23 protein-coding genes, 1 tRNA gene and 1 other RNA gene are annotated in these 19,326 nt (G+C 56.1%); 16 read left to right on the forward strand and 9 right to left on the reverse strand.

Translation table 11 applies throughout. The features are described from left to right. Positions 1–59: 59 nt before the first annotated feature. The 7 genes from WG622_RS02345 to WG622_RS02375 all read right to left on the reverse strand — a co-directional run bounded on the left by WG622_RS02345 (position 60) and on the right by WG622_RS02375 (position 4,845). Positions 60–620, reverse strand: coding sequence for a class I SAM-dependent methyltransferase (locus tag WG622_RS02345; protein WP_339402113.1), 561 nt, complete (start codon positions 618–620; stop codon positions 60–62). 86 nt (positions 621–706) lie between these two features. Beyond that, complete coding sequence (locus WG622_RS02350) at positions 707–1,201, reverse strand: SspB family protein (RefSeq protein WP_339402114.1); 495 nt, start codon at positions 1,199–1,201, stop codon at positions 707–709. A gap of 79 nt (positions 1,202–1,280) precedes the next feature. After that, positions 1,281–2,549, reverse strand: a complete 1,269-nt coding sequence (gene chrA / locus WG622_RS02355; RefSeq protein ID WP_339402115.1) for a chromate efflux transporter — start codon at positions 2,547–2,549, stop codon at positions 1,281–1,283. Next, positions 2,521–3,324 (reverse strand): chromate resistance protein ChrB domain-containing protein, encoded by an 804-nt coding sequence (locus WG622_RS02360; protein ID WP_339402116.1) that lies wholly within the window; start codon positions 3,322–3,324, stop codon positions 2,521–2,523. The genes chrA and WG622_RS02360 overlap by 29 nt, the downstream gene beginning before the upstream one ends. A 119-nt stretch (positions 3,325–3,443) precedes the next feature. After that, positions 3,444–3,798, reverse strand: a transfer-messenger RNA (tmRNA) gene (gene ssrA / locus WG622_RS02365). Between the two features lie 50 nt (positions 3,799–3,848). Beyond that, positions 3,849–4,073 (reverse strand): hypothetical protein, encoded by a 225-nt coding sequence (locus WG622_RS02370; protein WP_339402117.1) that lies wholly within the window; start codon positions 4,071–4,073, stop codon positions 3,849–3,851. 34 nt (positions 4,074–4,107) lie between these two features. Beyond that, positions 4,108–4,845, reverse strand: a complete 738-nt coding sequence (locus WG622_RS02375) for a FadR/GntR family transcriptional regulator (protein WP_339402118.1) — start codon at positions 4,843–4,845, stop codon at positions 4,108–4,110. 104 nt (positions 4,846–4,949) lie between these two features. Between WG622_RS02375 and WG622_RS02380 the strand changes: the two genes are divergently transcribed. From WG622_RS02380 to WG622_RS02425, 10 genes are all read left to right on the forward strand, one after another. Further along, the gene (locus tag WG622_RS02380) at positions 4,950–5,732 is read left to right on the forward strand and encodes a DUF2182 domain-containing protein (RefSeq protein WP_339402119.1); all 783 of its coding nucleotides are present in this window, start codon (positions 4,950–4,952) and stop codon (positions 5,730–5,732) included. 3 nt (positions 5,733–5,735) lie between these two features. After that, positions 5,736–6,440, forward strand: a complete 705-nt coding sequence (locus tag WG622_RS02385) for a DUF1326 domain-containing protein (RefSeq protein WP_209356323.1) — start codon at positions 5,736–5,738, stop codon at positions 6,438–6,440. A 40-nt stretch (positions 6,441–6,480) separates the two neighbouring features. Further along, complete coding sequence (locus WG622_RS02390) at positions 6,481–7,584, forward strand: dimethylsulfoniopropionate demethylase (protein ID WP_339402120.1); 1,104 nt, start codon at positions 6,481–6,483, stop codon at positions 7,582–7,584. Between the two features lie 12 nt (positions 7,585–7,596). Next, positions 7,597–8,589 carry an acryloyl-CoA reductase gene (gene acuI, locus WG622_RS02395; RefSeq protein ID WP_339402121.1) on the forward strand — a complete coding sequence of 331 codons (993 nt, stop codon included), beginning with the start codon at positions 7,597–7,599 and terminating at the stop codon, positions 8,587–8,589. A 73-nt stretch (positions 8,590–8,662) separates the two neighbouring features. Next, on the forward strand, positions 8,663–9,076 hold the full coding sequence (locus WG622_RS02400) for an HIT family protein (protein ID WP_339402122.1): 414 nt from the start codon (positions 8,663–8,665) through the stop codon (positions 9,074–9,076). A gap of 12 nt (positions 9,077–9,088) precedes the next feature. Further along, complete coding sequence (locus WG622_RS02405; RefSeq protein ID WP_339402123.1) at positions 9,089–10,321, forward strand: aminotransferase class V-fold PLP-dependent enzyme; 1,233 nt, start codon at positions 9,089–9,091, stop codon at positions 10,319–10,321. Between the two features lie 64 nt (positions 10,322–10,385). Further along, positions 10,386–10,826 carry a TrgA family protein gene (locus tag WG622_RS02410; RefSeq protein WP_339402124.1) on the forward strand — a complete coding sequence of 147 codons (441 nt, stop codon included), beginning with the start codon at positions 10,386–10,388 and terminating at the stop codon, positions 10,824–10,826. A gap of 3 nt (positions 10,827–10,829) precedes the next feature. Continuing rightward, entirely contained in the window at positions 10,830–11,945 is a 1,116-nt protein-coding gene (locus WG622_RS02415) for an NUDIX domain-containing protein (protein WP_339402125.1), read from the forward strand. A 73-nt stretch (positions 11,946–12,018) separates the two neighbouring features. Continuing rightward, the gene (locus WG622_RS02420; RefSeq protein ID WP_339402126.1) at positions 12,019–13,053 is read left to right on the forward strand and encodes a cysteine synthase A; all 1,035 of its coding nucleotides are present in this window, start codon (positions 12,019–12,021) and stop codon (positions 13,051–13,053) included. Between the two features lie 118 nt (positions 13,054–13,171). Beyond that, complete coding sequence (locus WG622_RS02425; RefSeq protein ID WP_339402127.1) at positions 13,172–13,891, forward strand: alanyl-tRNA editing protein; 720 nt, start codon at positions 13,172–13,174, stop codon at positions 13,889–13,891. A 13-nt stretch (positions 13,892–13,904) separates the two neighbouring features. Here the strand turns inward: WG622_RS02425 and WG622_RS02430 are convergent. Next, positions 13,905–13,994, reverse strand: a tRNA-Ser gene (locus tag WG622_RS02430). A 125-nt stretch (positions 13,995–14,119) separates the two neighbouring features. Here WG622_RS02430 and WG622_RS02435 point away from each other — a divergent pair. Further along, the gene (locus WG622_RS02435) at positions 14,120–14,956 is read left to right on the forward strand and encodes a DUF2059 domain-containing protein (protein WP_339402128.1); all 837 of its coding nucleotides are present in this window, start codon (positions 14,120–14,122) and stop codon (positions 14,954–14,956) included. Between the two features lie 84 nt (positions 14,957–15,040). Here WG622_RS02435 and WG622_RS02440 read toward each other — a convergent pair whose 3' ends face one another. Then, positions 15,041–15,889 (reverse strand): alpha/beta fold hydrolase, encoded by an 849-nt coding sequence (locus WG622_RS02440; RefSeq protein ID WP_339402129.1) that lies wholly within the window; start codon positions 15,887–15,889, stop codon positions 15,041–15,043. A gap of 93 nt (positions 15,890–15,982) precedes the next feature. On the opposite strand from WG622_RS02440, the gene WG622_RS02445 reads away from it, so the two are divergent. The 5 genes from WG622_RS02445 (at position 15,983) to WG622_RS02465 (ending at position 19,306) form a co-directional block, all read left to right on the forward strand. Further along, positions 15,983–16,858 (forward strand): LysR family transcriptional regulator, encoded by an 876-nt coding sequence (locus WG622_RS02445; RefSeq protein ID WP_339402130.1) that lies wholly within the window; start codon positions 15,983–15,985, stop codon positions 16,856–16,858. Between the two features lie 289 nt (positions 16,859–17,147). Then, positions 17,148–17,792 carry a 50S ribosomal protein L21 gene (locus tag WG622_RS02450; RefSeq protein ID WP_339402131.1) on the forward strand — a complete coding sequence of 215 codons (645 nt, stop codon included), beginning with the start codon at positions 17,148–17,150 and terminating at the stop codon, positions 17,790–17,792. A 23-nt stretch (positions 17,793–17,815) separates the two neighbouring features. Continuing rightward, on the forward strand, positions 17,816–18,085 hold the full coding sequence (gene rpmA, locus WG622_RS02455) for a 50S ribosomal protein L27 (RefSeq protein WP_209356334.1): 270 nt from the start codon (positions 17,816–17,818) through the stop codon (positions 18,083–18,085). 79 nt (positions 18,086–18,164) lie between these two features. Then, complete coding sequence (locus WG622_RS02460) at positions 18,165–18,770, forward strand: LysE family translocator (protein WP_209356335.1); 606 nt, start codon at positions 18,165–18,167, stop codon at positions 18,768–18,770. Next, positions 18,767–19,306: a GNAT family N-acetyltransferase gene (locus WG622_RS02465; RefSeq protein ID WP_339402132.1), complete on the forward strand. Its 540-nt coding sequence runs from the start codon at positions 18,767–18,769 to the stop codon at positions 19,304–19,306. Before WG622_RS02460 ends, WG622_RS02465 begins: the two co-directional genes overlap by 4 nt. The last annotated feature ends 20 nt before the right edge of the window (positions 19,307–19,326 follow it).

Below are 19,326 nucleotides of genomic sequence, written 5' to 3' on the forward strand. Positions count from 1 at the left end.
GCAAAATGATGCGTTTGGCGTTATTTTATTGGTTTAGCGCAAACAGACGGCAGCGGGTTTCAGTTGCCTTGGCGCGTGAAGGTATAGACGCGGGCAGGGGGAAGGTTACCCCAAATTTTACGTGACTTGCTCCATGTCAGGCCAAGCTCTCCGCGCAAACGCTCGTTAACCGGAGGTTTGGGGCCATAGGTGAACTGAATATAGCGTCCGTCGGACCCCATCAGGTCGAATGCTCCACCGACGATGGCCTGTTGAACCTCATATGGCATCGACAATAGTGGCAAACCCGAGACCACGGCCTTTACAGGCCCATTAACATAGGTGCTTGCGTTCTCGGCGCGATCTTCGTGGACAGCGACTCCGGGAAATTCAGCCTGAAGATGGCTCACAAAGACCGGATTCAATTCAAACAGATGCAGATCTTTTGCCGGCACGCCTGTATTGAGCAAAGCCGTGGTGATTTTGCCCGTACCGGGCCCCAATTCCACAACCGCGCCGTCTCCTTGGGGCACTTGCGCGGCCATTTCCTCGGAAAGGGCAACAGAGGAGGGGGCGAGTGCGACGACCTGGGTCGGTCTGCGGATCAATTCACCTAGAAAGATCGCGAGTTGGTTGGCCATCTATTTGCCCTCTTAAACACGTTGCGCGCTCCCTAACACGGCTTGGAAACCCTGTGTGTGAAGAATTTGCAAAACGCTTTGCGCGGTTATTTTTTGCGGAAGCTATCGAGGCTGACAACATCAGCATCCGTTGCCGCAGGCTCAGCCTCCACCTCAGTCTCGGGAATTTCGAGCTCTTCGACCGTGGGATCATCAATCTCTTCGTCCAAATCTTCGCCGTCCTCGTCACTTTGACTTTCAAAGCGCAGTCCGAATTCGACTGAGGGGTCCACGAAGGTTTTGATTGATTCAAACGGGATATAGAGCGGCTCTGGTGCGTCGCCGAAGTTTAACGTGACAGAGAAGCCATCATTGGTGATTTCCAGATTGTCATACCAATGCTGCATCACAACGGTCATATCGCTGGGATAACGCTCCATCAGCCAGTCCGCGATGTTCACCTCTGGGTGACGCGTATCAAAGGTAATAAAGAAATGATGGTCTCCGGGCAGCCCGTTGTCACGTACGTCTTCGAGCACCTCTTGGATGAGGCGCCGCAGTGCGCGATGCATGAGATTGCCGTATTCAATCGACTGAGACATGAAGCGTCCTAAAATTTCCGTCTTTCCCCAAACATAAATAGTTTTTCGGGAAACGGAAGATCGGCTTTGCGCTGTATCGCTAAAGAATTGCCAGGGCGCTGGCCAATGCCGTCGAGATGAGCAGAACCCAGCCGAGAGGCCAGCGAAGCCCCAAAAGAAGCGCAGATGACAAGAGCATCAAAACGAAGGCGGGCAGGTTGAAACTGGACAATACGGGCCACAGGCCAAAGGTGCCGAGCGAAACCTCATCAAACAGCACATGGAGCGCAAAGATCAAAGACAAGTTGAGAATAACGCCCACAATCGCCGCTGAAACCCCAGACAATGCGGCCTTGAGGGTTGGCTGGTTCAAAAGGTTTTCCAGATAGGGTGCCGCAGTGAAAATCCATAAAAAACACGGAACAAAGGTACACCAAAGTGCAAGCGCCCCCGCAGCCAGCATCAACGAAAAGCCGCCTTCTTGATACCCAGCGAGCAGGGCCACAAACTCTGTGACCAATATCAGCGGACCCGGCGTGGTTTCAGCCAGGCCAAGCGCGTCGATCATCTGAGGCGTCGTGATCCAGCCGAAATCAGTGCTGACGGTTTGGGTCATATAGGCCAGTACCGCGTAGGCCCCGCCGAAAGTGACCACGGCGAGTTTGGAAAAGAAAAGGGCGATCTCAAGCAGGAAGGCCTGATTGAAGATATAGACCAGAGCAATGGGCGCGCCCCAGAGCAAGCCCCAGATCGCGGCTTGTCCCAGACCGTTGCCTGTGGCTTTTGGTGGCTTTTGGGGCGCGTCCTGAGGGGATTTAAAGACTAGGGCGCCAAGCGCGGCCGCACAGATCAGGATCAATACAAAGCTGATGTTCCCAACATAGATCGCCAGAAAGGCCAAGGCTGCGATAAGCCATGCGAGTGGGCCTTGAAGCGCCTTTTTAGAGACCTTCCAAAGAGCCTGAAGAACGATCGCGATGACGGCGGCTTTGATGCCTAGGAATGCGGCTTGAACCCAAGAAAGCTCTGCAAAAAAGATATAGAGCGTCGCAAGCACCAGAATGACGCAGGCGCCCGGCAACACAAACAAGAGCCCCGCGAGAAAACCGCCAAATGTCCCTCGGAGTTTCCACCCCGTATAGGTCGCAAGCTGCATAGCCTCGGGGCCCGGCAGCAACATGCAGAAACTAAGCGCGCCGAGAAAATCTCGCTCACTCAGCCAGTTACGTGTTTCGACCAATTCTTTGTGCATCAGGGCGATCTGGGCGGCGGGGCCTCCGAATGACAACAGGCCAATGCGCCCAAAGACGCGGAAGAGCTCGGAAATATTCGGTGTCATGTTACAGCTTTGCCCCTGTTGGCGACTCATGGGTCTCTTCAAAGGCGTCGCGCGCCCATCGATAGAGCGCGTCATAAAGGGGAAACAATGCAGTCATTTGACGGTTGTCATCTTTGTAAAGCCGAGAGAAGCCGGCAGAAATCGCCAACAGCCCGGCAGCTTGCGGAGCCAACTCATGGGAGTTTGTGTCCGCCGCACGTACGACTTCGGCCACGCGCAGAAGTGGCTCATTGCGCAGACCGAAGCGGTCAATCATCGTGTCAAACGTGCAGAAAGCGCCAGTATGGGACCAGTCTCCGTCAGCCATATCAAATGCGATAGCGTTAAAGCGCTCTGCCACTGCGTCGACCTCGCTTGGGGGCACGAAGAGGATTTGCGCCTCAGGATCAACAAACCGTCGGATCAGCCAGGGGCAGGCGATGCGATCTATCTTTGGGCGGTGACGCGTAACCCAGGTCTGCGTGAATGATTGCAGTGTCGTTATTGGAACTGACGGCAGATCTGCAGCCAGCCAAGCTTTTATACCGCCCTCCAAGACTTCGGCGTTCACGCTTGAGGCATGCAAAATGGCCGCAGCGCCGTGGCTTAGTTTTTTGCCGCGCTGACAAATGACCACAACGCGGGTTTTCATCCTTGCGCGGTCCATTCCCGCCACATCCGTATGTGATACGCAAATCGAGGTGGGCACGACGATGGGGTCTTCGGCCAAATCTTCGGGAATTCGTACGTCCAAAATGGTTGGACAGTCGGGCGTGCCGATCAATCGCATCAAAGAAGAGGGGGATATTTCGTTAAATCCAGGCATGGGGCATCCTTTGCGAAAGCAAGTCAGAGGATGCGATTGTCTGGCCTAAACCTCACGGGGAAATCGCGTGCCCCATGGATCTTGGGTGCCATAGCGCGTGAAACCGGTCAAGAGGTGGAAGTGTAGGTTTCTGTTGCCAGGTACCCACGAACCCCGCCTGACGCAGCTAGGCGCCAGGGCTTAAGATTTCAGTATCTCCGGTCGCTTACGCGGCCATTGCTACTGGAGCACGATTGTCATTTGCAATTGTACAAGTTTCGCCGATAACGGTGGCAGACAGCCGAAACAAAGCTAACCCCTTTAGACGTTCGTCGATCCTATTTCGGCCCCAACAACAACCTTTCCGCAGAAAGGCTCTTGGTGGAGCCGCCGGGTACCGCCCCCGGGTCCGATCCGCTTATTACGAGCGCGTTTATGTCCATAGTCCCGAAGGACAATTCTTATATAATTGCGCGGCTTGCCTAATGGAAGGGGCGAAATCTTTAAAAGATTTCGATGTCGCTTTCTTTTTAAGAAAACGTGGGTTATGTGAGCCGTTTGATTGGCGCGGAATTACAGATGACCACAATCTGACCCGAGTTTTCGTAGGCACGATATCCACGGCGTTCAACTTCAGCCAAAAACAACTCCATCCCACAGAACCTTTCAATGTCGCGCAGCTTGCGACGCACCACATACCCATCCCGCGCCGTTTTCGACGTGAAAAACGTGTGGATCCATTGATGCGGCTCAAGAGGTTTCGCGGACATGCCTTGAGCAAACCCGCTTTTGGTTAACAAAACCCTAGGATTGTTTGCGCTTTGAGCGCTCCTTGGCAACGTTCTCGCTGAGCTGCAGCGTATAGGCGCTGAGCTCCGCCAGTTTCTCATCAACCAATTCCGCGTCGTGGTTTTCGACGCCATCGGCTATCGCCGTGTGCAGCTCAATGATCTTTTCTCGCGACCGCGCCGAAAAGGTGATCATATTCATCAAAGGCTGAGTGGCCTCAACCGCCCCGGCCAGCTGATAGGACAGAACATGATTGCCCGCGCTGTCCACCAAAGCACGGTGAAAGGCCACATCAGAGTCACAGAAACTCTCGTCAGACAGCCCTGGCTGCCCCTGACGAAAGATCTCGACCCGCATGGTCGCCAGATGATCCGCCGTGCGTCGCTCGACCGCCAAAGGCGCGCAGGCCCGTTCGAGTGCATAACGCGCCTCGCAAGCGGTTTTGAAATCCACCTCATTCATCGACATCAAAAGCGTCGAAGTCGTCACATGATGCCCACGCGCTTGATCATAGCTCAGCCGATTGACAAAAGCCCCACCAGACGCCCCGCGTTGCGTTCGGATCAGGTTTTGGGCCGCCAGCCGCTTCAACGCTTCGCGCACGGTAGAGCGTGACACTTCGAAATGATCACAAAGCTCTGTTTCCGAGGGCAAACGATCATCGACCCGCAGGGTGCCCGCCATGATCTCTTCGCGAATGGCTTTCGCGATTTGGATCGAGAGATCTGCTTTTGACGTAGGGTCGATTTTCATTTGTCTGACATTTAACTATTGGCGTGTTTCTATTTGTCTGACATTAATAGCACAGGGATTCAATCTATTTGGGAAATCATCTCGTGCTGTCCACACTAAGTCACATGAGCCGCAGCGCCCTTTGGGTCGGGTTTTTTGCCCTGATCCTGTTGGCGTGGTGGATGATGTACGTCATGGCGATGGACATGGATTTGGATATCCTGGGCCGTCCGGGTCCGATGGGCCAAAACATGGCCGCCATGGACCCGCGCATGCCAATGTATATGCCCATGGCGAATTTCGGCCCTCTCTTTGGCATGTGGGCCGCAATGATGGCGGCGATGATGCTGCCGACGCTGATCCCGACGATGCGCGCCTATAGCGACCTTACGCGCACCGCGAATGGCACAACCGCGGGGCTGCTTGGCGTTGTTCTGGCATATTTTCTGATTTGGGTAGGGTTTGCAGCGCTCATCACTGGCGTTCAGCTTGCGCTTCTGTTTGGCGGTGTGATTGACATGCTGGGCGTGGCGAAATCACCTTATGTTGCAGCAGGGCTTCTGATCGCAGTTGGAGTCTTTCAATTCACCCGCGCGAAAGAAATATGCCACGGCGTCTGCCACAGCCCGACTCTCTATTTCATGACCCGCTGGGATCCAAGTTTCATCGGAGGCCTCAAGATGGGCGCAGGCCTTGGGGCTTTCTGTGTCGGCTGCTGCTGGGGATTTATGTCTTTGGGGTTTGTCGGCGGTGTGATGAACTTGGCGTGGATGGGGCTCGCGACCCTCTTCATGATTTTGGAAAAACTGCCTCAGGTGGGTCATGTCGTGACCAAACCGATGGGCGTACTACTTATACTTGCAGGGCTGTTGCTGATCGCAATGCCTGAACTGGCGTATGGAGGATAACTCATGGCTGTGAAGAAAAGACCAGAGGCAGATCGCCTGCCGATCTCGCAACGGATCGACAACCGGATGGACAATCCAAAACGTCGCCGTCTTGCGCCGACGGATTGGGCCATCAAAGGAGAGCTCTTTCTGAACTGTTCCTGTGAGCTGTTTTGTCCCTGCGTTGTCTCGCTAGGCAAGCACCCGCCAACCGAAGGCCACTGCCACGCTTGGATGGCGATCGCCATCGATGAAGGCCACTATGAAGGCGAAGACCTCTCGGGTTTGAACATCGGCCTTCTGGTCGACATTCCGGGGCGTATGGCCGAGGGCAACTGGAAGGTCGCGGCCTATGTGGACGAGCGCGCCAGCGGCAAGGCCTATAACGGCATCCTGCAGATCTTCTCGGGGCAAGCCGGCGGCACCACGGGTCTTTTCACCATGCTGGTGTCTGAGATCATCGGCGCGGAACGCGAAAAGGTAGAGATCGTCCGAGAAGGCAAACGCCGCGCGATCTATATCGGGCGCAAAATCCAAGGTGAGATCGAACTGATGGAAGGCGCGGATCCTGACCATCCGGTGATGATCTCGAATTCCAAATATTGGATGGGCCCCGACATTATCGCCGCCAAAGGTCTCAAGTCCCGCGTGCGCGACTTTGGGCGCGTCTGGGATTTCGGTGGCAAATCCGCCGAGGTCTGCCCAATCGACTGGTCCGGCCCGAAATAAAGGCTTTCCCTGACACCGCCTGCGCATTTGGGAGTTTGCAATGGCATTGATTTCACCATCCCGGCGTCTGCGCCGTACCCCGTTTTCCGAAGGCGTCGAGGCGCAAGGCGTCAAGGCCTATACGGTCTATAACCGCATGCTCCTGCCAACGGTCTTTGAGAGCCCCGAGGCGGATTACCGTCACTTGAAGGAACATGTTCAGGTCTGGGACGTGGCCTGCGAGCGCCAGGTCGAACTGCGCGGCCCTGATGCAGGCAAGCTCATGCAGATGCTCACACCGCGTGACCTGCGGGGCATGATGCACGGCCAGTGTTTCTATGTGCCGATCGTGGATGAAACTGGCGGTATGCTCAATGATCCGGTTGCGGTGAAACTCTCGGAAGATCGTTGGTGGATTTCGATTGCCGACAGTGACTTGCTGTATTGGGTCAAAGGCATCGCGAATGGCTGGCGGTTGGATGTTTTGGTAGATGAGCCAGACGTGTCTCCGCTGGGTATTCAGGGTCCAAAATCCGACGACCTGCTGGCGCGCGTCTTCGAAGACTCTGTGCGCGACATCAAGTTCTTTCGCTTTGGCTGGTTTCAATTTGAAGGCCGCGATCTGGCGATTGCGCGCTCTGGCTATTCGAAACAAGGCGGGTTTGAGATCTATGTCGATGGCACGGACATCGGCATGCCTTTGTGGAATGCTCTGTTTGACGCGGGCGAGGACCTGAACGTCCGCGCCGGCTGCCCGAACCTGATCGAGCGCATCGAGGGTGGCTTGCTGAGCTACGGCAACGACATGACCGACGACAACACGCCTCATGAATGTGGGTTGGGCAAGTTCTGCAACACGCACACTGCGATTGGCTGCATCGGGCGCGATGCTTTGCTGCGGGTGGCTGCCGAAGGGCCTGTGCAGCAGATCCGTCCTATCGCGATTGGCGGCGACAAGGTGCCGGGCTGTGATCGCCCTTGGCCGGTTTACGCGAATGGCACCAAGGTGGGGCAGGTGACCTCTGCCGCCTGGTCGCCTGATTTTGAGACAAATGTGGCCATCGGCATGATGCGGATGACCCATTGGGATGCGGGTACGACAGTAGAAGTTGAGACCACCGACGGGATGCGTCCTGCCGTCGTGCAAGAGAAATTCTGGATTTAGGGGAGGGGTGTCATGTTCAACGCACTCGTAGTGAATAAAGATGCCGAGAGCGGCAAAACAAACGCCAGCGTACAGTCGATCAATGTGAGTGATCTTCCAGACGGGGACGTATTGATTGATGTCGAGTTCTCGACGGTCAACTACAAAGACGGTCTGTGTATTGGCCCGGGTGGCGGCTTGGTACGCAACTATCCGCATGTGCCGGGGATCGACTTTGCGGGCACAGTCGCGGAAAGCTCGGATGACCGCTACAAAGCGGGTGACCGCGTGGTTCTGACCGGCTGGCGCGTGGGCGAAGTCCATTGGGGCGGCTATGCGCAAAAGGCACGTGTGAAGGCTGATTGGCTGGTGCCGCTGCCCGATGGACTGACAACACGTCAGGCAATGGCGGTTGGCACGGCGGGTTTCACCGCGATGCTAGCGGTGATGGCGCTGGAGAACCAAGGCATGGTCAAAGGCGAGAAGCCTGTTTTGGTGACCGGTGCGGCGGGCGGCGTTGGCTCTGTGGCAACTGCGATCCTGGCAAACCTCGGCTATAACGTCGCCGCTGTCACAGGCCGCGCCGAGGCCAGCGAATACCTCACCTCTCTGGGCGCAACCCAGATCGTTCCGCGCGAAGAGCTCAACGAGACCACAAAACGCCCGCTAGAAAGCGAAAACTGGGCGGGCTGTGTGGATGCCGTAGGCGGCGACATGCTGGCGCGTGTCCTTGGCCAGATGTGCTATGGTGCTTCTGTCGCAGCGGTAGGGCTTGCCGGCGGCGCGGGTCTTCCGGCGACCGTCATCCCCTTCCTGCTGCGCGGCGTGAACCTCTTGGGCATAGACTCTGTGATGCAGCCATATGACAACCGTTTGGCCGCTTGGCAGCGCATCGCCAGCGATCTTCCAATGGACAAGCTTGAAGCGATGATCAATCCAGCCACACTCAGCGACTTGCCGTCCCTTGGGTCTGACATTCTGAAAGGTCAGGTCCGTGGACGCGTCGTGGTTGATGTAAACGCATAAACCTTGTTCTATGAAAGCGAGGCATGGCAACCGCTGTGCCTCGCTTTTTGATTCCACCAAGACGGCCAGACCCATGAGCTACGATCCCGACAATATTTTCGCCAAAATCCTGCGCGGGGAAATCCCGTCTGAGAAACTCTATGAGGATGAGCACACCTATGTTTTCATGGACATCATGCCGCGCACTGAAGGCCATTGTCTGATCATCCCGAAAACACCGTGCCGCAATATGCTGGATGCGACGCCAGAACAGCTCGCGGCCTGCATTGCGACTGTGCAAAAGATGGGTCATGCGGTGATGAAGGCCTTTGATGCCAAGGGCGTGACTGTTCAGCAGTTCAATGAGGCCGCAGGCGGGCAGGAGGTCTTTCACCTGCATTACCACGTTCATCCGCGTCATGCGGGCGTGCCCATGGGCCCTGCAGGTCAGATGGGCGATTTCGAACAAATCAAAGCCAACGCCGAGAAAATCCGCGCGGCCCTGTAAAGAGGTTTCCCCATGTCTCTGGATCTCGCCTTTGTGCGCAGCCAATTCCCTGCGTTTTCTGAAAGCAGCCTTGAAGGCATGCGGTTCTTTGAAAACGCAGGCGGCTCCTATGCCTGCGCGCCTGTGATCGACCGGCTCACGCGGTTTTACCGTGAGCGCAAAGTGCAGCCATATGCATCCTATGATGCCAGCCGTCTGGGTGGCGAAGAGATGGATGAGGCGCAGACCCGTTTGGCGGCTTGGATGGGGGTGGAGACCGAAGAGGTCACCTTCGGGCCGTCCACCACGCAAAACACCTATGTTCTGTCCCAAGCCGTGCGCGAGTGGCTGAATGAAGGCGATGCGATCATCGTGACGAACCAAGACCACGAGGCCAATAGCGGTGCGTGGCGACGTTTGGCGGACGCAGGCATCACCGTCAAGGAATGGCAGATCGATCCCGAGACCGGCCACCTGAACCCTGATGATCTCTCAGACATGCTCGATGAAAGCGTGCGACTGGTCTGTTTCCCGCATTGCTCGAACGTGGTTGCCGAGATCAATCCAGTGGCCGAGATCACGGCTCTGGCCCATGCGGCAGGGGCTTTTGTTTGCGTGGATGGCGTGAGCTATGCGCCGCATGGCATTCCAGATGTCGGTGGCATGGGCCCCGATATCTATATGTTCTCGTCCTATAAAACCTATGGGCCGCATCAGGGCATCATGGTTGTGCGAAAGTCCATAGGGGACATCCTGCCAAACCAAGCGCATTATTTTAATGGCGGCTCGCTTTATAAGCGGTTTTCTCCGGCGGGGCCCGATCACGCACAAGTCGCGGCCTGTGCGGGGATCGTGGACTATTTCGAGGCTTTGGCGGCGCATCACGGCATCGATACGGCCAAGACCGGATCACAATCGGCAACGACACATGCGCTGCATGATCTGTTGCGCGACCATGAAATCACGTTGTCTAAGCCTCTGATCGAGTACCTCAGCAGCAAGAATACCATTCAGATGCTGGGCCCACGGACCGCTGAAAACCGCGCGCCGACTTTTGCGTTGAAAACTCAGGACAACCCAGCGGATCTGGCGAAAGAACTGTTCAAACATGGCATTATGGCCGACGCGAGCGACTTTTACGCGGTCAGACCTTTGGGCGCGATGAACGTGCCTCTGGATCCCGGCGTGCTGCGACTAAGTTTCGTGCATTACACCGCGCCTGAGGACATCGACGCGCTGATTTCGGCCCTTGATCAGGTGCTTTAGGATTAGGCTTGAGCTTTAAGAGAACGCGGGCAATGATCAGCCAAACCCAAAAAGGCCCGAGCACATGCCCACCGCAGCCAAACTGATTGCAGCCATCTTCTTTGCTGTGACCACTATGATCGCATCAGAGCTGTTCAAACCTTACATGCCCGAAGGCACGCAGTTCGGCTATTTCACCTATATGAACGGCGCGATTGCGGCGTCGGTAGGCTGGAAACTGATTGGAGGTCGGGCAGGGCACGGCGTGACATCGGCAATCAACAACGGGGTGACGACGCTTGTTGCCTTGATCTTGTTTTTGCTCTTTAGCCATTCGTTTCGCCTGATGATCATCGAGTCCACCGGGATCGGCTATGGCAGCCTCAGCGAAGCGCTGCAGGACGTGGCGCAAAAGATGGTTGATCACGGGCTGCTTGTGCTGAACATCGATGTTCTTGTGGCCTTTGGCCTTGGCACCTTTGTGACCTCAATTCTGGCCGAGGCCGCCTCGCGCCGTTGGAGATAGTTTATGGATTTGTTTTTCTACGGCACGCTGCGGCATATGCCGCTGCTCAAGATCGTGCTTGGGGATCGGTTTGAGGCGATTAGTTTGCACGAAGCCACGCTGAGTGGGCATCAAGCCCGCGCGATTGCGGGCGAAGATTTTCCGATGATCGTTGAGATGGACGGGCGCGCTGAGGGTCTTTTATGCGCTGGTCTCTCGAGTGAGGATGTTGCACGCCTGAATTACTACGAAGGCGGCTTCAATTACGAACTTCGCGATGTGACCGTCGATACCGCAACAGGCCCGCTGCCCGCGCAAGTCTATTTCCCCATCGAGCACAATTGGCAGGACAACGGCCCTTGGTCTCTTGAAACGTGGGAGACAAAACACGCCGACGTCACCGATATCGCCGCCGTCGAAGTCATGTCTTATTTCGGGATCATCGACGCCAATCAGCTCGAGTTTATGTTCCCCATGATTCGAGCCCGCGCCCATGCGCAACTCACCGCAGCCACCGAAGACCGCGTCATCGGGCCCAGCGGGTTTGGGCGCGACGACACGCATCATGTCGGCGATGAAGTGACCCACAAAGGCTTCTTCATCATGAAAACCTCCGAGGTGGCCTTTCGCCAATATGACGGTGAGATGAGTCGGCCTGTAAAACGCGAGGTCTTTGTCGGTGGTGAAGCCTCGATTGTTCTTCCCTACGATCCCAAACGCGACCGCGTGCTGTTGGTGGAACAATTCCGTGCAGGACCCTATTCGCGTGGTGACAAAGCACCCTGGATGCTAGAGCCCATCGCGGGCCGCGTCGATCCAGGCGAAACGCCAGAAGAAACAGCGCATCGAGAAGGGCGAGAAGAAGCCAATCTGTCCTTTGAGGCGCTTCACCCAGTTGCCAAATGCTATGCCTCACCCGGGTGTAACACTGAGTATTTCAACATCTTTCTCGGGATCGCGGACCTGCCAGATGACATCACCGGCGTGAACGGCCTTGATAGCGAGGCCGAGGATATCAAGTCCTATCTCTATTCCTTCAATGAGCTCATGGAGATGACCGAAAGCTTTCAGGCCGCCAACGCACCGCTGGTTCTGGCAGCCCTTTGGTTGGCGCGCCACCGTAAGCGCTTACATCGTTGACGCATTGGTGTCTTGAGTTCCCGTAAAACTCCTCCTACACAGGGTTTGTGGGCAACATAGAAAGGCGCGCCAAATGCGTATTGCATCAGATCTCGCAACTGCGATTGGGAACACTCCTCTGATCCGTCTGAACAAGGCGAGCGAAGAGACCGGCTGTGAGATCCTTGGCAAGGCCGAATTTATGAACCCGGGCCAGTCCGTGAAGGACCGCGCGGCGCTCTACATCATCAAAGACGCGCTGGAAAAAGGCACGCTGAAGCCGGGCGGCACGATCGTCGAAGGTACCGCGGGCAACACCGGTATTGGCCTCGCGCTGGTTGGCGCCTCCATGGGTTTCAAAACCGTGATCGTGATCCCCGAGACCCAGTCTCAGGAAAAGAAAGACATGCTGCGTCTGGCCGGTGCGGAATTGGTGCAGGTTCCGGCGGCCCCCTATAAGAACCCCAACAACTATGTGCGCTATTCCGGTCGCCTCGCAGAGGAACAGGCCAAGACCGAACCAAACGGCGCGATCTGGGCGAACCAATTTGACAACGTCGCCAACCGCCGCGCGCATATTGAAACCACCGGCCCCGAAATCTGGGAACAGACCGGCGGCAAAGTAGATGGTTTCATCTGCGCCGTAGGCTCTGGCGGCACGCTCGCGGGCGTTGCGGAAGTTCTGCAGCCCAAAGGCGTCAAGATCGGCCTCGCAGACCCAATGGGCGCGGCGCTGCACAGCTTCTATACCACCGGAGAGCTGGCCTCTTCAGGGTCTTCTATCTCTGAAGGCATCGGGCAGGGGCGTATCACCGCCAACCTCGAAGGCTTTACCCCAGATCACTCTTTCCAGATCCCTGACGAAGAGGCGCTACCGATTGTCTTTGACCTGCTGGAAAACGAAGGCCTCTGTCTTGGCGGCTCCTCTGGCGTGAACATCGCTGGTGCCAAACGTCTGGCCAAGGAAATGGGTCCAGGCCACACCATCGTGACGATCCTTTGCGACTATGGAACGCGCTATCAGTCGAAACTCTTCAACCCGGAATTCCTGCGCGAAAAAGGCCTGCCGACCCCGTCCTGGCTGACCGACGCACCAAGTAGCATTCCGGGTGTTTTCGAAGACGTTTAAACGCCGCGCCATCTAAGTTTCGAAAAACCCGCGTCTCTTAACCAGAGCGCGGGTTTTTCTATTGAATTTCGCCGTGGTTGGGCCAGTATTTGAACGACACCAGACGCAGGACCGCCCTATGACTGACCTTCTCTTCCGAGACGACGCCTATATGACCACGGCCCAAGGCAAAGTGGTCGCCCATACGCCCGAAGGCGGTATTGTCGTGGATGCCTCTCTGTTTTATGCAACCGGCGGAGGGCAACCCGGCGACAGCGGCGCGATTTCTTGGGGCGAGACCACAATGAAGATCGCTACTGCGGTCAAAACACTCGACGGAGAGATCGCGTTAGTGCCCGCAGAACCCGCGCGCCTACCTGAAATCGGGACAGAGATCACCCAGACGCTCGACTGGGACCGCCGCTACAAACACATGCAGATCCACACGGCGCTGCATCTGCTGTCCGTTGTAATCCCTTTGCCCGTGACCGGAGGATCCATATCCGCCGAGAAAGGCCGTTTGGATTTTGACATGCCCGACGCGCCTGCGGACAAAGAAACGCTTCAAGCGCAGCTCAACGAATTGGTCGACCGCGATCTGGAAGTGCATGAAAGCTGGATCACCGACGAGGAACTGGCCGCAAAGCCCGACTTGGTGAAAACCATGTCCGTGAAACCGCCAATGGGATCAGGCCGCGTGCGTTTGGTTGGTATAGGGCGGGACGCGGATCAGATCGATCTGCAACCCTGTGGCGGCACCCACGTGGCGCGCACCGGCGAAATCGGCCGCCTGCGGATCGGCAAGATCGAGAAGAAGGGCAAGCAGAACCGTCGGGTGAATATTCACTTTGACGATTAACCGATTGGGATAATGGCGGAGAGACAGGGATTCGAACCCTGGGTCCCCGTGAAGGGACAACGGTTTTCGAGACCGCCCCGTTCGACCACTCCGGCACCTCTCCGCGGGGGTCTTGGTAGAGCAGTCGTCTATCTCGGTTTTTTGATCGCTGCAAGGGCCGTTGGTGATTGTTTGTTATCGGAATTGCCCTAAGTTCAACCCTAGACGTTAACGCCTCAGGAGAGCCCCATGTTTCACAAGCTGCGCAGAATGTTTTCAACGGCCGTCGTGGCGGGGTCTGTGGCTTTTTCTCCTCTGATCGTCCAAGCAGCCGACCGCGCGGACGTGCAGGAGTTCCTTGAAGTCACCGGGTTTGATGTGGCGCTAGATTCCATCGCCGTTGGTGCGGAATCTGCGCCCTCGATGCTGGGACTAGAGGACAACGCCTTTGGTCAGACCTGGAGCAACCTCGTGAAAGAGGTCTTCATTGTCGAAGACATGCAGACACAGGCGCTCGATATCCTTGAGGAGACGCTTGATCAGAGGCTGCTCGACCATGCGGTGGCGTTTTATGGCAGCGATCTGGGCAAACGTCTGGTTCAGGCCGAAAACCTCTCGCATATGGACGATGACGAGTTGAAGCAGATCGCGGGCGAACAGCTTTTGGCCTTCTATGAGGCCAAAGAGGATCCGCGTCCCGAGTATTTCGTCCGCATGGGCGCGGCGATTGATCCGGAAAACATAGGCCTGCGGGCGCTGCAAACCATTCAGGTGCGTTTCATTCTGGCGGCCTCACGCGCGGGCGTGATTGCACAGGACATCGACGAAGAGGCGCTCTGGGCCAATATCCGCGCCAATGAGGCCGAGGTGCTCGCGGCGATCGAAGAGGGGGCCAAGGCCTCGGCGGCCTATACCTATCAGGATTTCACATCTGAAGAGGTTCTGGCCTATGCCGAGGCGCTGGAACACCCCGATATGCAGCTTGTCTATGAACTGATGAACGCGGTCCATTATCAGGTGATGGGCAACCGGTTTGAGGCTTTGGCACTAAGGCTTGGCGAATTGCAGCCCAGTCAGGATCTTTGAGTCTAAATAAGTGACGTCTACCTTCTATGCGGGCGAAGCTGCCGCCCAGATTGTTTTCGTGAGCGGCGGCTTTCCGTAGTTGCGTTATCGGTTTCTGCCGAGGAAGTCGACGAGCAATCCAGAGATTTTCTCCGGCTGATCTTCCATTGAGAAGTGACCACAGTTTTCCAACACGTGCAGTTCTGATCCCGGAATTGCAGCGTTTAACTTGTGCGCCCAGTCCACGACCTGCCATGCGTCGTCTGCACCCCAGATCAGTTGCACTGGCTTTTGACCAAGTTCGCTGTATCGCGGAACCATTTCGTCTGTGTGTTTCGGATCATAGTGCATCAGCTGATGCTGAAAGAAGCTACCCTGACCGACCGGACCACAGATGAAATCGAGGTAAGTTTCCATCGACGTCTCGGCTAAACGCTCCTTGTTTTGAACCGTCGAGTTGAGCCAGTCGCGGAAGTGTTCTCGGTGGTCTGAATCGGGTGCTTTGATCAGCTTTTCCAACCCGGCCTGCATCTGCTCGCGTGTGCGCTTGGATGGCCAACTGTCATAACTTACCACGTCAATCATGGTCAGGCTGCGCAGCCGTTCCGGGGACTGAATGCCAAACCTCTGCGCAACACCACCACCGATGTCATGTGCGATGAAGTGGAAATCCTTGAGACCCCAAACATCCAGCAGCCCCTCAAGGATCGGCACTTGGCCCGTGACAGAGGTATCAATTGCTGGGTTTTGCGGGCGCTCCGACAAGCCATAACCGAGCAGGTCGTAGACGTGAACTTTGTAGCCAGCCTCAACAAGCGTTGGCAGGATGTTCCGCCAAATATACGAGGAAGACGGTGTGCCGTGCAGGAGAACCACGGGCTCTCCCTTTCCGTGCACGCCATGAGTAATACGGCGGCCATTGATGAGAACATGTTGGTCGACGAGGTGGGCCATGAAGGAAACTCCAATTTCTTCTTTCCTCAGCCATAACGCTTTGATAGAGAATTAATCAAATGAATGATTTTGATTCTGTAATCGAAATATAGAATGGTTGAGCGCCTAGACATCGAAGCCCTGCGGGCCTTAGTCGTAATTTCGACTCATGGGGGCGTTACGCGCGCTGCCGAGCATATGGCGCTGTCTCAACCTGCAGTGAGTCACAAGATCAAACGGCTAGAGACTGTCTTGGATTGCGAATTGTTGGCGCGCCGCGCGGGTGGACCGTTGTTTACTGAGGCGGGGACGCGCCTGTTGGAGTATGCGGGCCGGATGATGGATTTACATGACGAAGCACTCGCTGCGCTTGGAAAGAAACCGCTGGCAGGCACCATCCGATTGGGCATGACCGAAGACACAACAGGCGGTGATGTGGCACGCATCCTTGGTCGGTTTACACGCCTGCATCCAGAGACCAAGGTTAACACGCGAGTTGAGCAGAGCCTGACTTTGTCTGATTGGTTGTCATCAGGCGAGATCGATATCGCGGTCATCCAAGTATTGAGAGACGAGGTTCGTAGCGATGACCTTATTTTGTATGAGGACCGACTGCACTGGATCAAGTCTTATGACCTGTCTCTGAATTCTAGCGGACCCGTTCCATTCCTCGCCTTCGATCAAAACTGCTTCTACAAGCACTGGGCACAATCACAGCACTCAAGAACGGGTCATCAATTTGAAGCTGTTTTAGAATGCCCAAGCGTATCAGGCATCCTTTCGGCGACGCGTGCGGGGCTCGGAATAGCACTAATGAATGGCTTGCACGTGCCCCAAGACTTGGAAGTTATTGAAGGTGTGTTCCCGGAGCCGCCTACGATTGCGTATGTCGCGCGTTCTAATCCTAAGAGACGAAGTGACGCCGCCCGCGCACTGCTCAGCGAAATCGCAGCCGAGGTGGGACGCCCGTCGACCCTGCGCGTAGCGTAATTAACAAAGCGGAAATTGGCGCGAAACGCAGCATCTGGGAAATAAGTGCTCAAACCAGACACACTTGATACAGCCTATTTCGACAACATGACTCCCACTTTGTAAGAATTCCCGCAACTCCTGCTTGACTTACTCACAGGATAGGCACATAAGCCCGCATCGGCGTAAGGATCTCCTTGCGCCTTTATCTATTGAAATCTCGTCCCAAGGGGACGCGCTGTTTGAGGTGGCTTAGGCCGAAAACGCCCGAAAGGGGACCAAATAACGCGGTAAATCGAAGGAATAGGACATGTTCGCAGTCCTGAAAACCGGCGGTAAACAGTATAAAGTACAGGCAGGCGATGTTCTGCGTGTCGAAAAACTGGCAGCCGACGCGGGTGAAAAAATTCAATTCAACGAAGTTCTGATGCTGGGCGGCGACAAAACCGTCGTAGGCGCACCTCTCGTTGAAGGCGCTGCCGTACAGGCAGACGTGATCGACCAGATCAAAGGCGAAAAGCTGATCAAATTTGTGAAGCGTCGTCGTAAGCACAGCTCTAAGCGGACTGTTGGCCACCGTCAGAAACTGACTCTGGTGCGCGTGACTGACATTCTGTCCTCTGGCGCAGACAAGTCCGGCGTGAAAGCAGCAATCGGTGCAGGTTCCATTTCCGGCGCAGCTGTTGAAGCAGCCGCTCCTGCGAAAAAGGCGCCTGCTAAGAAAGCAGCGAAAGCCGAAGCGCCAGCCGCAGAGGCCGGTGCGGACGATCTGAAAAAGCTGTCTGGCGTAGGTCCAGCGCTTGAGAAGAAACTGCACGCCGCAGGTGTTACCTCTTTCGCGCAAATCGCGGCATGGGGTGAAGCAGAGATCGCAGACTTTGACGAGAAGCTGTCCTTCAAGGGCCGCATCGAGCGCGAAGGCTGGGTTGAGCAAGCCAAAGAACTGGCGAAGTAAGCGAGAAATAGGAGACACACGATATGGCACATAAAAAAGCTGGTGGTAGTTCCCGTAACGGTCGCGATTCCGCGGGTCGTCGCTTGGGCGTCAAGAAATACGGTGGTGAGTCTGTGATCGCAGGCAACATCATCATGCGTCAGCGCGGCACCAAGATGTGGCCGGGCGAAGGCGTTGGCATGGGCAAAGATCACACCATCTTTGCAACCACCGACGGCAACGTAAAGTTCCACAAAGGCCTCAAAGGCCGCACCTTTATTTCGGTTCTCCCAGTGGCGGAGGCCGCTGAGTAAGCCGACCTTAAGGTTTTAAGTTTTTAGGGGATCGGCGGAAACGCCGGTCCCTTTTCTTTTGTTCAGTTGGATGCAAGCGATGAGCGTTGCAACACTCCCGTTTCTCGCCTTTGGCGCCAGCCAGGTGGCAACACCCGGACCAGCCAATATGGCGTTGATGGCCACCGGAGCCCGCTTTGGGTTTCGCGCGTCCTTGCCCTTTGTGGCGGGCGTGGCTTTGGGCAAACAACTGATCATCTGGCCGATTGGCTTTGGTCTCATGTCTTTGGCCGCAAGCGCGCCCTGGGCATTTGAGATCCTGAAGTATGCCTCGATGGCCTATATTTTTTGGCTCGCTTGGAAGGTCGCGAACCTGCGTCTGAGCGCGGCGGATGCAGGCACCAAAGCGCCCGGGTTTTTCGCCGGGCTCTGGGTGCATCCGCTTAATCCCAAGGCTTGGGCCATGATCACGCAAGGCTTCACGAATTTCGTGAGCGAGGGCACCCCCACCTTGCAAGCCACCGCGACAATCGCCATCTGTCTTTTGGCCTGTCAGCTGGTGTTTCACCCGATGTGGGCTTTGGGAGGAGACCGCATCGCAAAAACCGTCGCAGGGACTGCTGCAGAACGGTATCTGATGTGGATTTTAGCAGGTCTCACAGTGGCGTCCGTCCTGTTTGCCCTGCTTGGAGGAGAGAGCACATGATGCATGATACGATCATCAATCAGGCAACGATTGAAACAGACCGCATGGATCTGCGCCCATTGCGCGTGTCTGATCAGGGTCTGATCGACGTCTATGCAGGCGACAAGCAGGTCGCGAAGATGACGACCACGATCCCCCATCCTCTGCCGCCCGGCGCGACCGATGCTTTTATCAAAAGCGCACAAGCGGTTGAGCGCACGGAACATGTCTGGGCCTTGGACGGTCTGAAAAGCAATGGCGCCGAGGTTATGGGACTGATTTCTTTGAAAGAGATCGCTGACCATAAGGTCGAAGTCGGCTATTGGGTTGCGCCTCCGTTCTGGAACACCGGCATAGCCTCCGAGGCCGTGCGCACCCTGATCGACGCAAATCCGCTGAACAGCCAAGTCATGTTCGCGAGCGTTTTTCAGGACAACCCGGCCTCGGCCCGCGTACTGACAAACTGCGGCTTTCAGTATCTGGGCGACGCCGAAACCTTCTCGGTGGCCCGCGATGCGGCGGTCCCTACATGGACCTACAGCCTAAAACTTAATTGAGCTTCCCCCTGTCTTAGCGT

The sequence above is a fragment of the Cognatishimia coralii genome (assembly GCF_037478305.1).
Classification (GTDB): Bacteria; Pseudomonadota; Alphaproteobacteria; order Rhodobacterales; family Rhodobacteraceae; genus Cognatishimia; species Cognatishimia coralii.

Excerpts from the sequence above, each read along its gene's own strand:
- WG622_RS02465 (WP_339402132.1), top strand. The coding sequence starts at position 18,767 with ATGATGCATGATACGATCATCAATCAGGCAACGATTGAAACAGACCGC.
- WG622_RS02390 (WP_339402120.1), top strand. The coding sequence starts at position 6,481 with ATGGCATTGATTTCACCATCCCGGCGTCTGCGCCGTACCCCGTTTTCC.
- WG622_RS02425 (WP_339402127.1), top strand. The coding sequence starts at position 13,172 with ATGACTGACCTTCTCTTCCGAGACGACGCCTATATGACCACGGCCCAA.
- WG622_RS02360 (WP_339402116.1), bottom strand. The coding sequence starts at position 3,324 with ATGCCTGGATTTAACGAAATATCCCCCTCTTCTTTGATGCGATTGATC.
- WG622_RS02435 (WP_339402128.1), top strand. The coding sequence starts at position 14,120 with ATGTTTCACAAGCTGCGCAGAATGTTTTCAACGGCCGTCGTGGCGGGG.
- WG622_RS02460 (WP_209356335.1), top strand. The coding sequence starts at position 18,165 with ATGAGCGTTGCAACACTCCCGTTTCTCGCCTTTGGCGCCAGCCAGGTG.
- WG622_RS02385 (WP_209356323.1), top strand. The coding sequence starts at position 5,736 with ATGGCTGTGAAGAAAAGACCAGAGGCAGATCGCCTGCCGATCTCGCAA.
- WG622_RS02375 (WP_339402118.1), bottom strand. The coding sequence starts at position 4,845 with ATGAAAATCGACCCTACGTCAAAAGCAGATCTCTCGATCCAAATCGCG.
- WG622_RS02350 (WP_339402114.1), bottom strand. The coding sequence starts at position 1,201 with ATGTCTCAGTCGATTGAATACGGCAATCTCATGCATCGCGCACTGCGG.
- WG622_RS02445 (WP_339402130.1), top strand. The coding sequence starts at position 15,983 with ATGGTTGAGCGCCTAGACATCGAAGCCCTGCGGGCCTTAGTCGTAATT.
- WG622_RS02440 (WP_339402129.1), bottom strand. The coding sequence starts at position 15,889 with ATGGCCCACCTCGTCGACCAACATGTTCTCATCAATGGCCGCCGTATT.
- WG622_RS02410 (WP_339402124.1), top strand. The coding sequence starts at position 10,386 with ATGCCCACCGCAGCCAAACTGATTGCAGCCATCTTCTTTGCTGTGACC.
- WG622_RS02400 (WP_339402122.1), top strand. The coding sequence starts at position 8,663 with ATGAGCTACGATCCCGACAATATTTTCGCCAAAATCCTGCGCGGGGAA.
- WG622_RS02450 (WP_339402131.1), top strand. The coding sequence starts at position 17,148 with ATGTTCGCAGTCCTGAAAACCGGCGGTAAACAGTATAAAGTACAGGCA.
- WG622_RS02380 (WP_339402119.1), top strand. The coding sequence starts at position 4,950 with ATGAGCCGCAGCGCCCTTTGGGTCGGGTTTTTTGCCCTGATCCTGTTG.
- WG622_RS02420 (WP_339402126.1), top strand. The coding sequence starts at position 12,019 with ATGCGTATTGCATCAGATCTCGCAACTGCGATTGGGAACACTCCTCTG.
- acuI (WP_339402121.1), top strand. The coding sequence starts at position 7,597 with ATGTTCAACGCACTCGTAGTGAATAAAGATGCCGAGAGCGGCAAAACA.
- WG622_RS02345 (WP_339402113.1), bottom strand. The coding sequence starts at position 620 with ATGGCCAACCAACTCGCGATCTTTCTAGGTGAATTGATCCGCAGACCG.
- rpmA (WP_209356334.1), top strand. The coding sequence starts at position 17,816 with ATGGCACATAAAAAAGCTGGTGGTAGTTCCCGTAACGGTCGCGATTCC.
- WG622_RS02370 (WP_339402117.1), bottom strand. The coding sequence starts at position 4,073 with ATGTCCGCGAAACCTCTTGAGCCGCATCAATGGATCCACACGTTTTTC.
- WG622_RS02415 (WP_339402125.1), top strand. The coding sequence starts at position 10,830 with ATGGATTTGTTTTTCTACGGCACGCTGCGGCATATGCCGCTGCTCAAG.
- chrA (WP_339402115.1), bottom strand. The coding sequence starts at position 2,549 with ATGAGTCGCCAACAGGGGCAAAGCTGTAACATGACACCGAATATTTCC.
- WG622_RS02405 (WP_339402123.1), top strand. The coding sequence starts at position 9,089 with ATGTCTCTGGATCTCGCCTTTGTGCGCAGCCAATTCCCTGCGTTTTCT.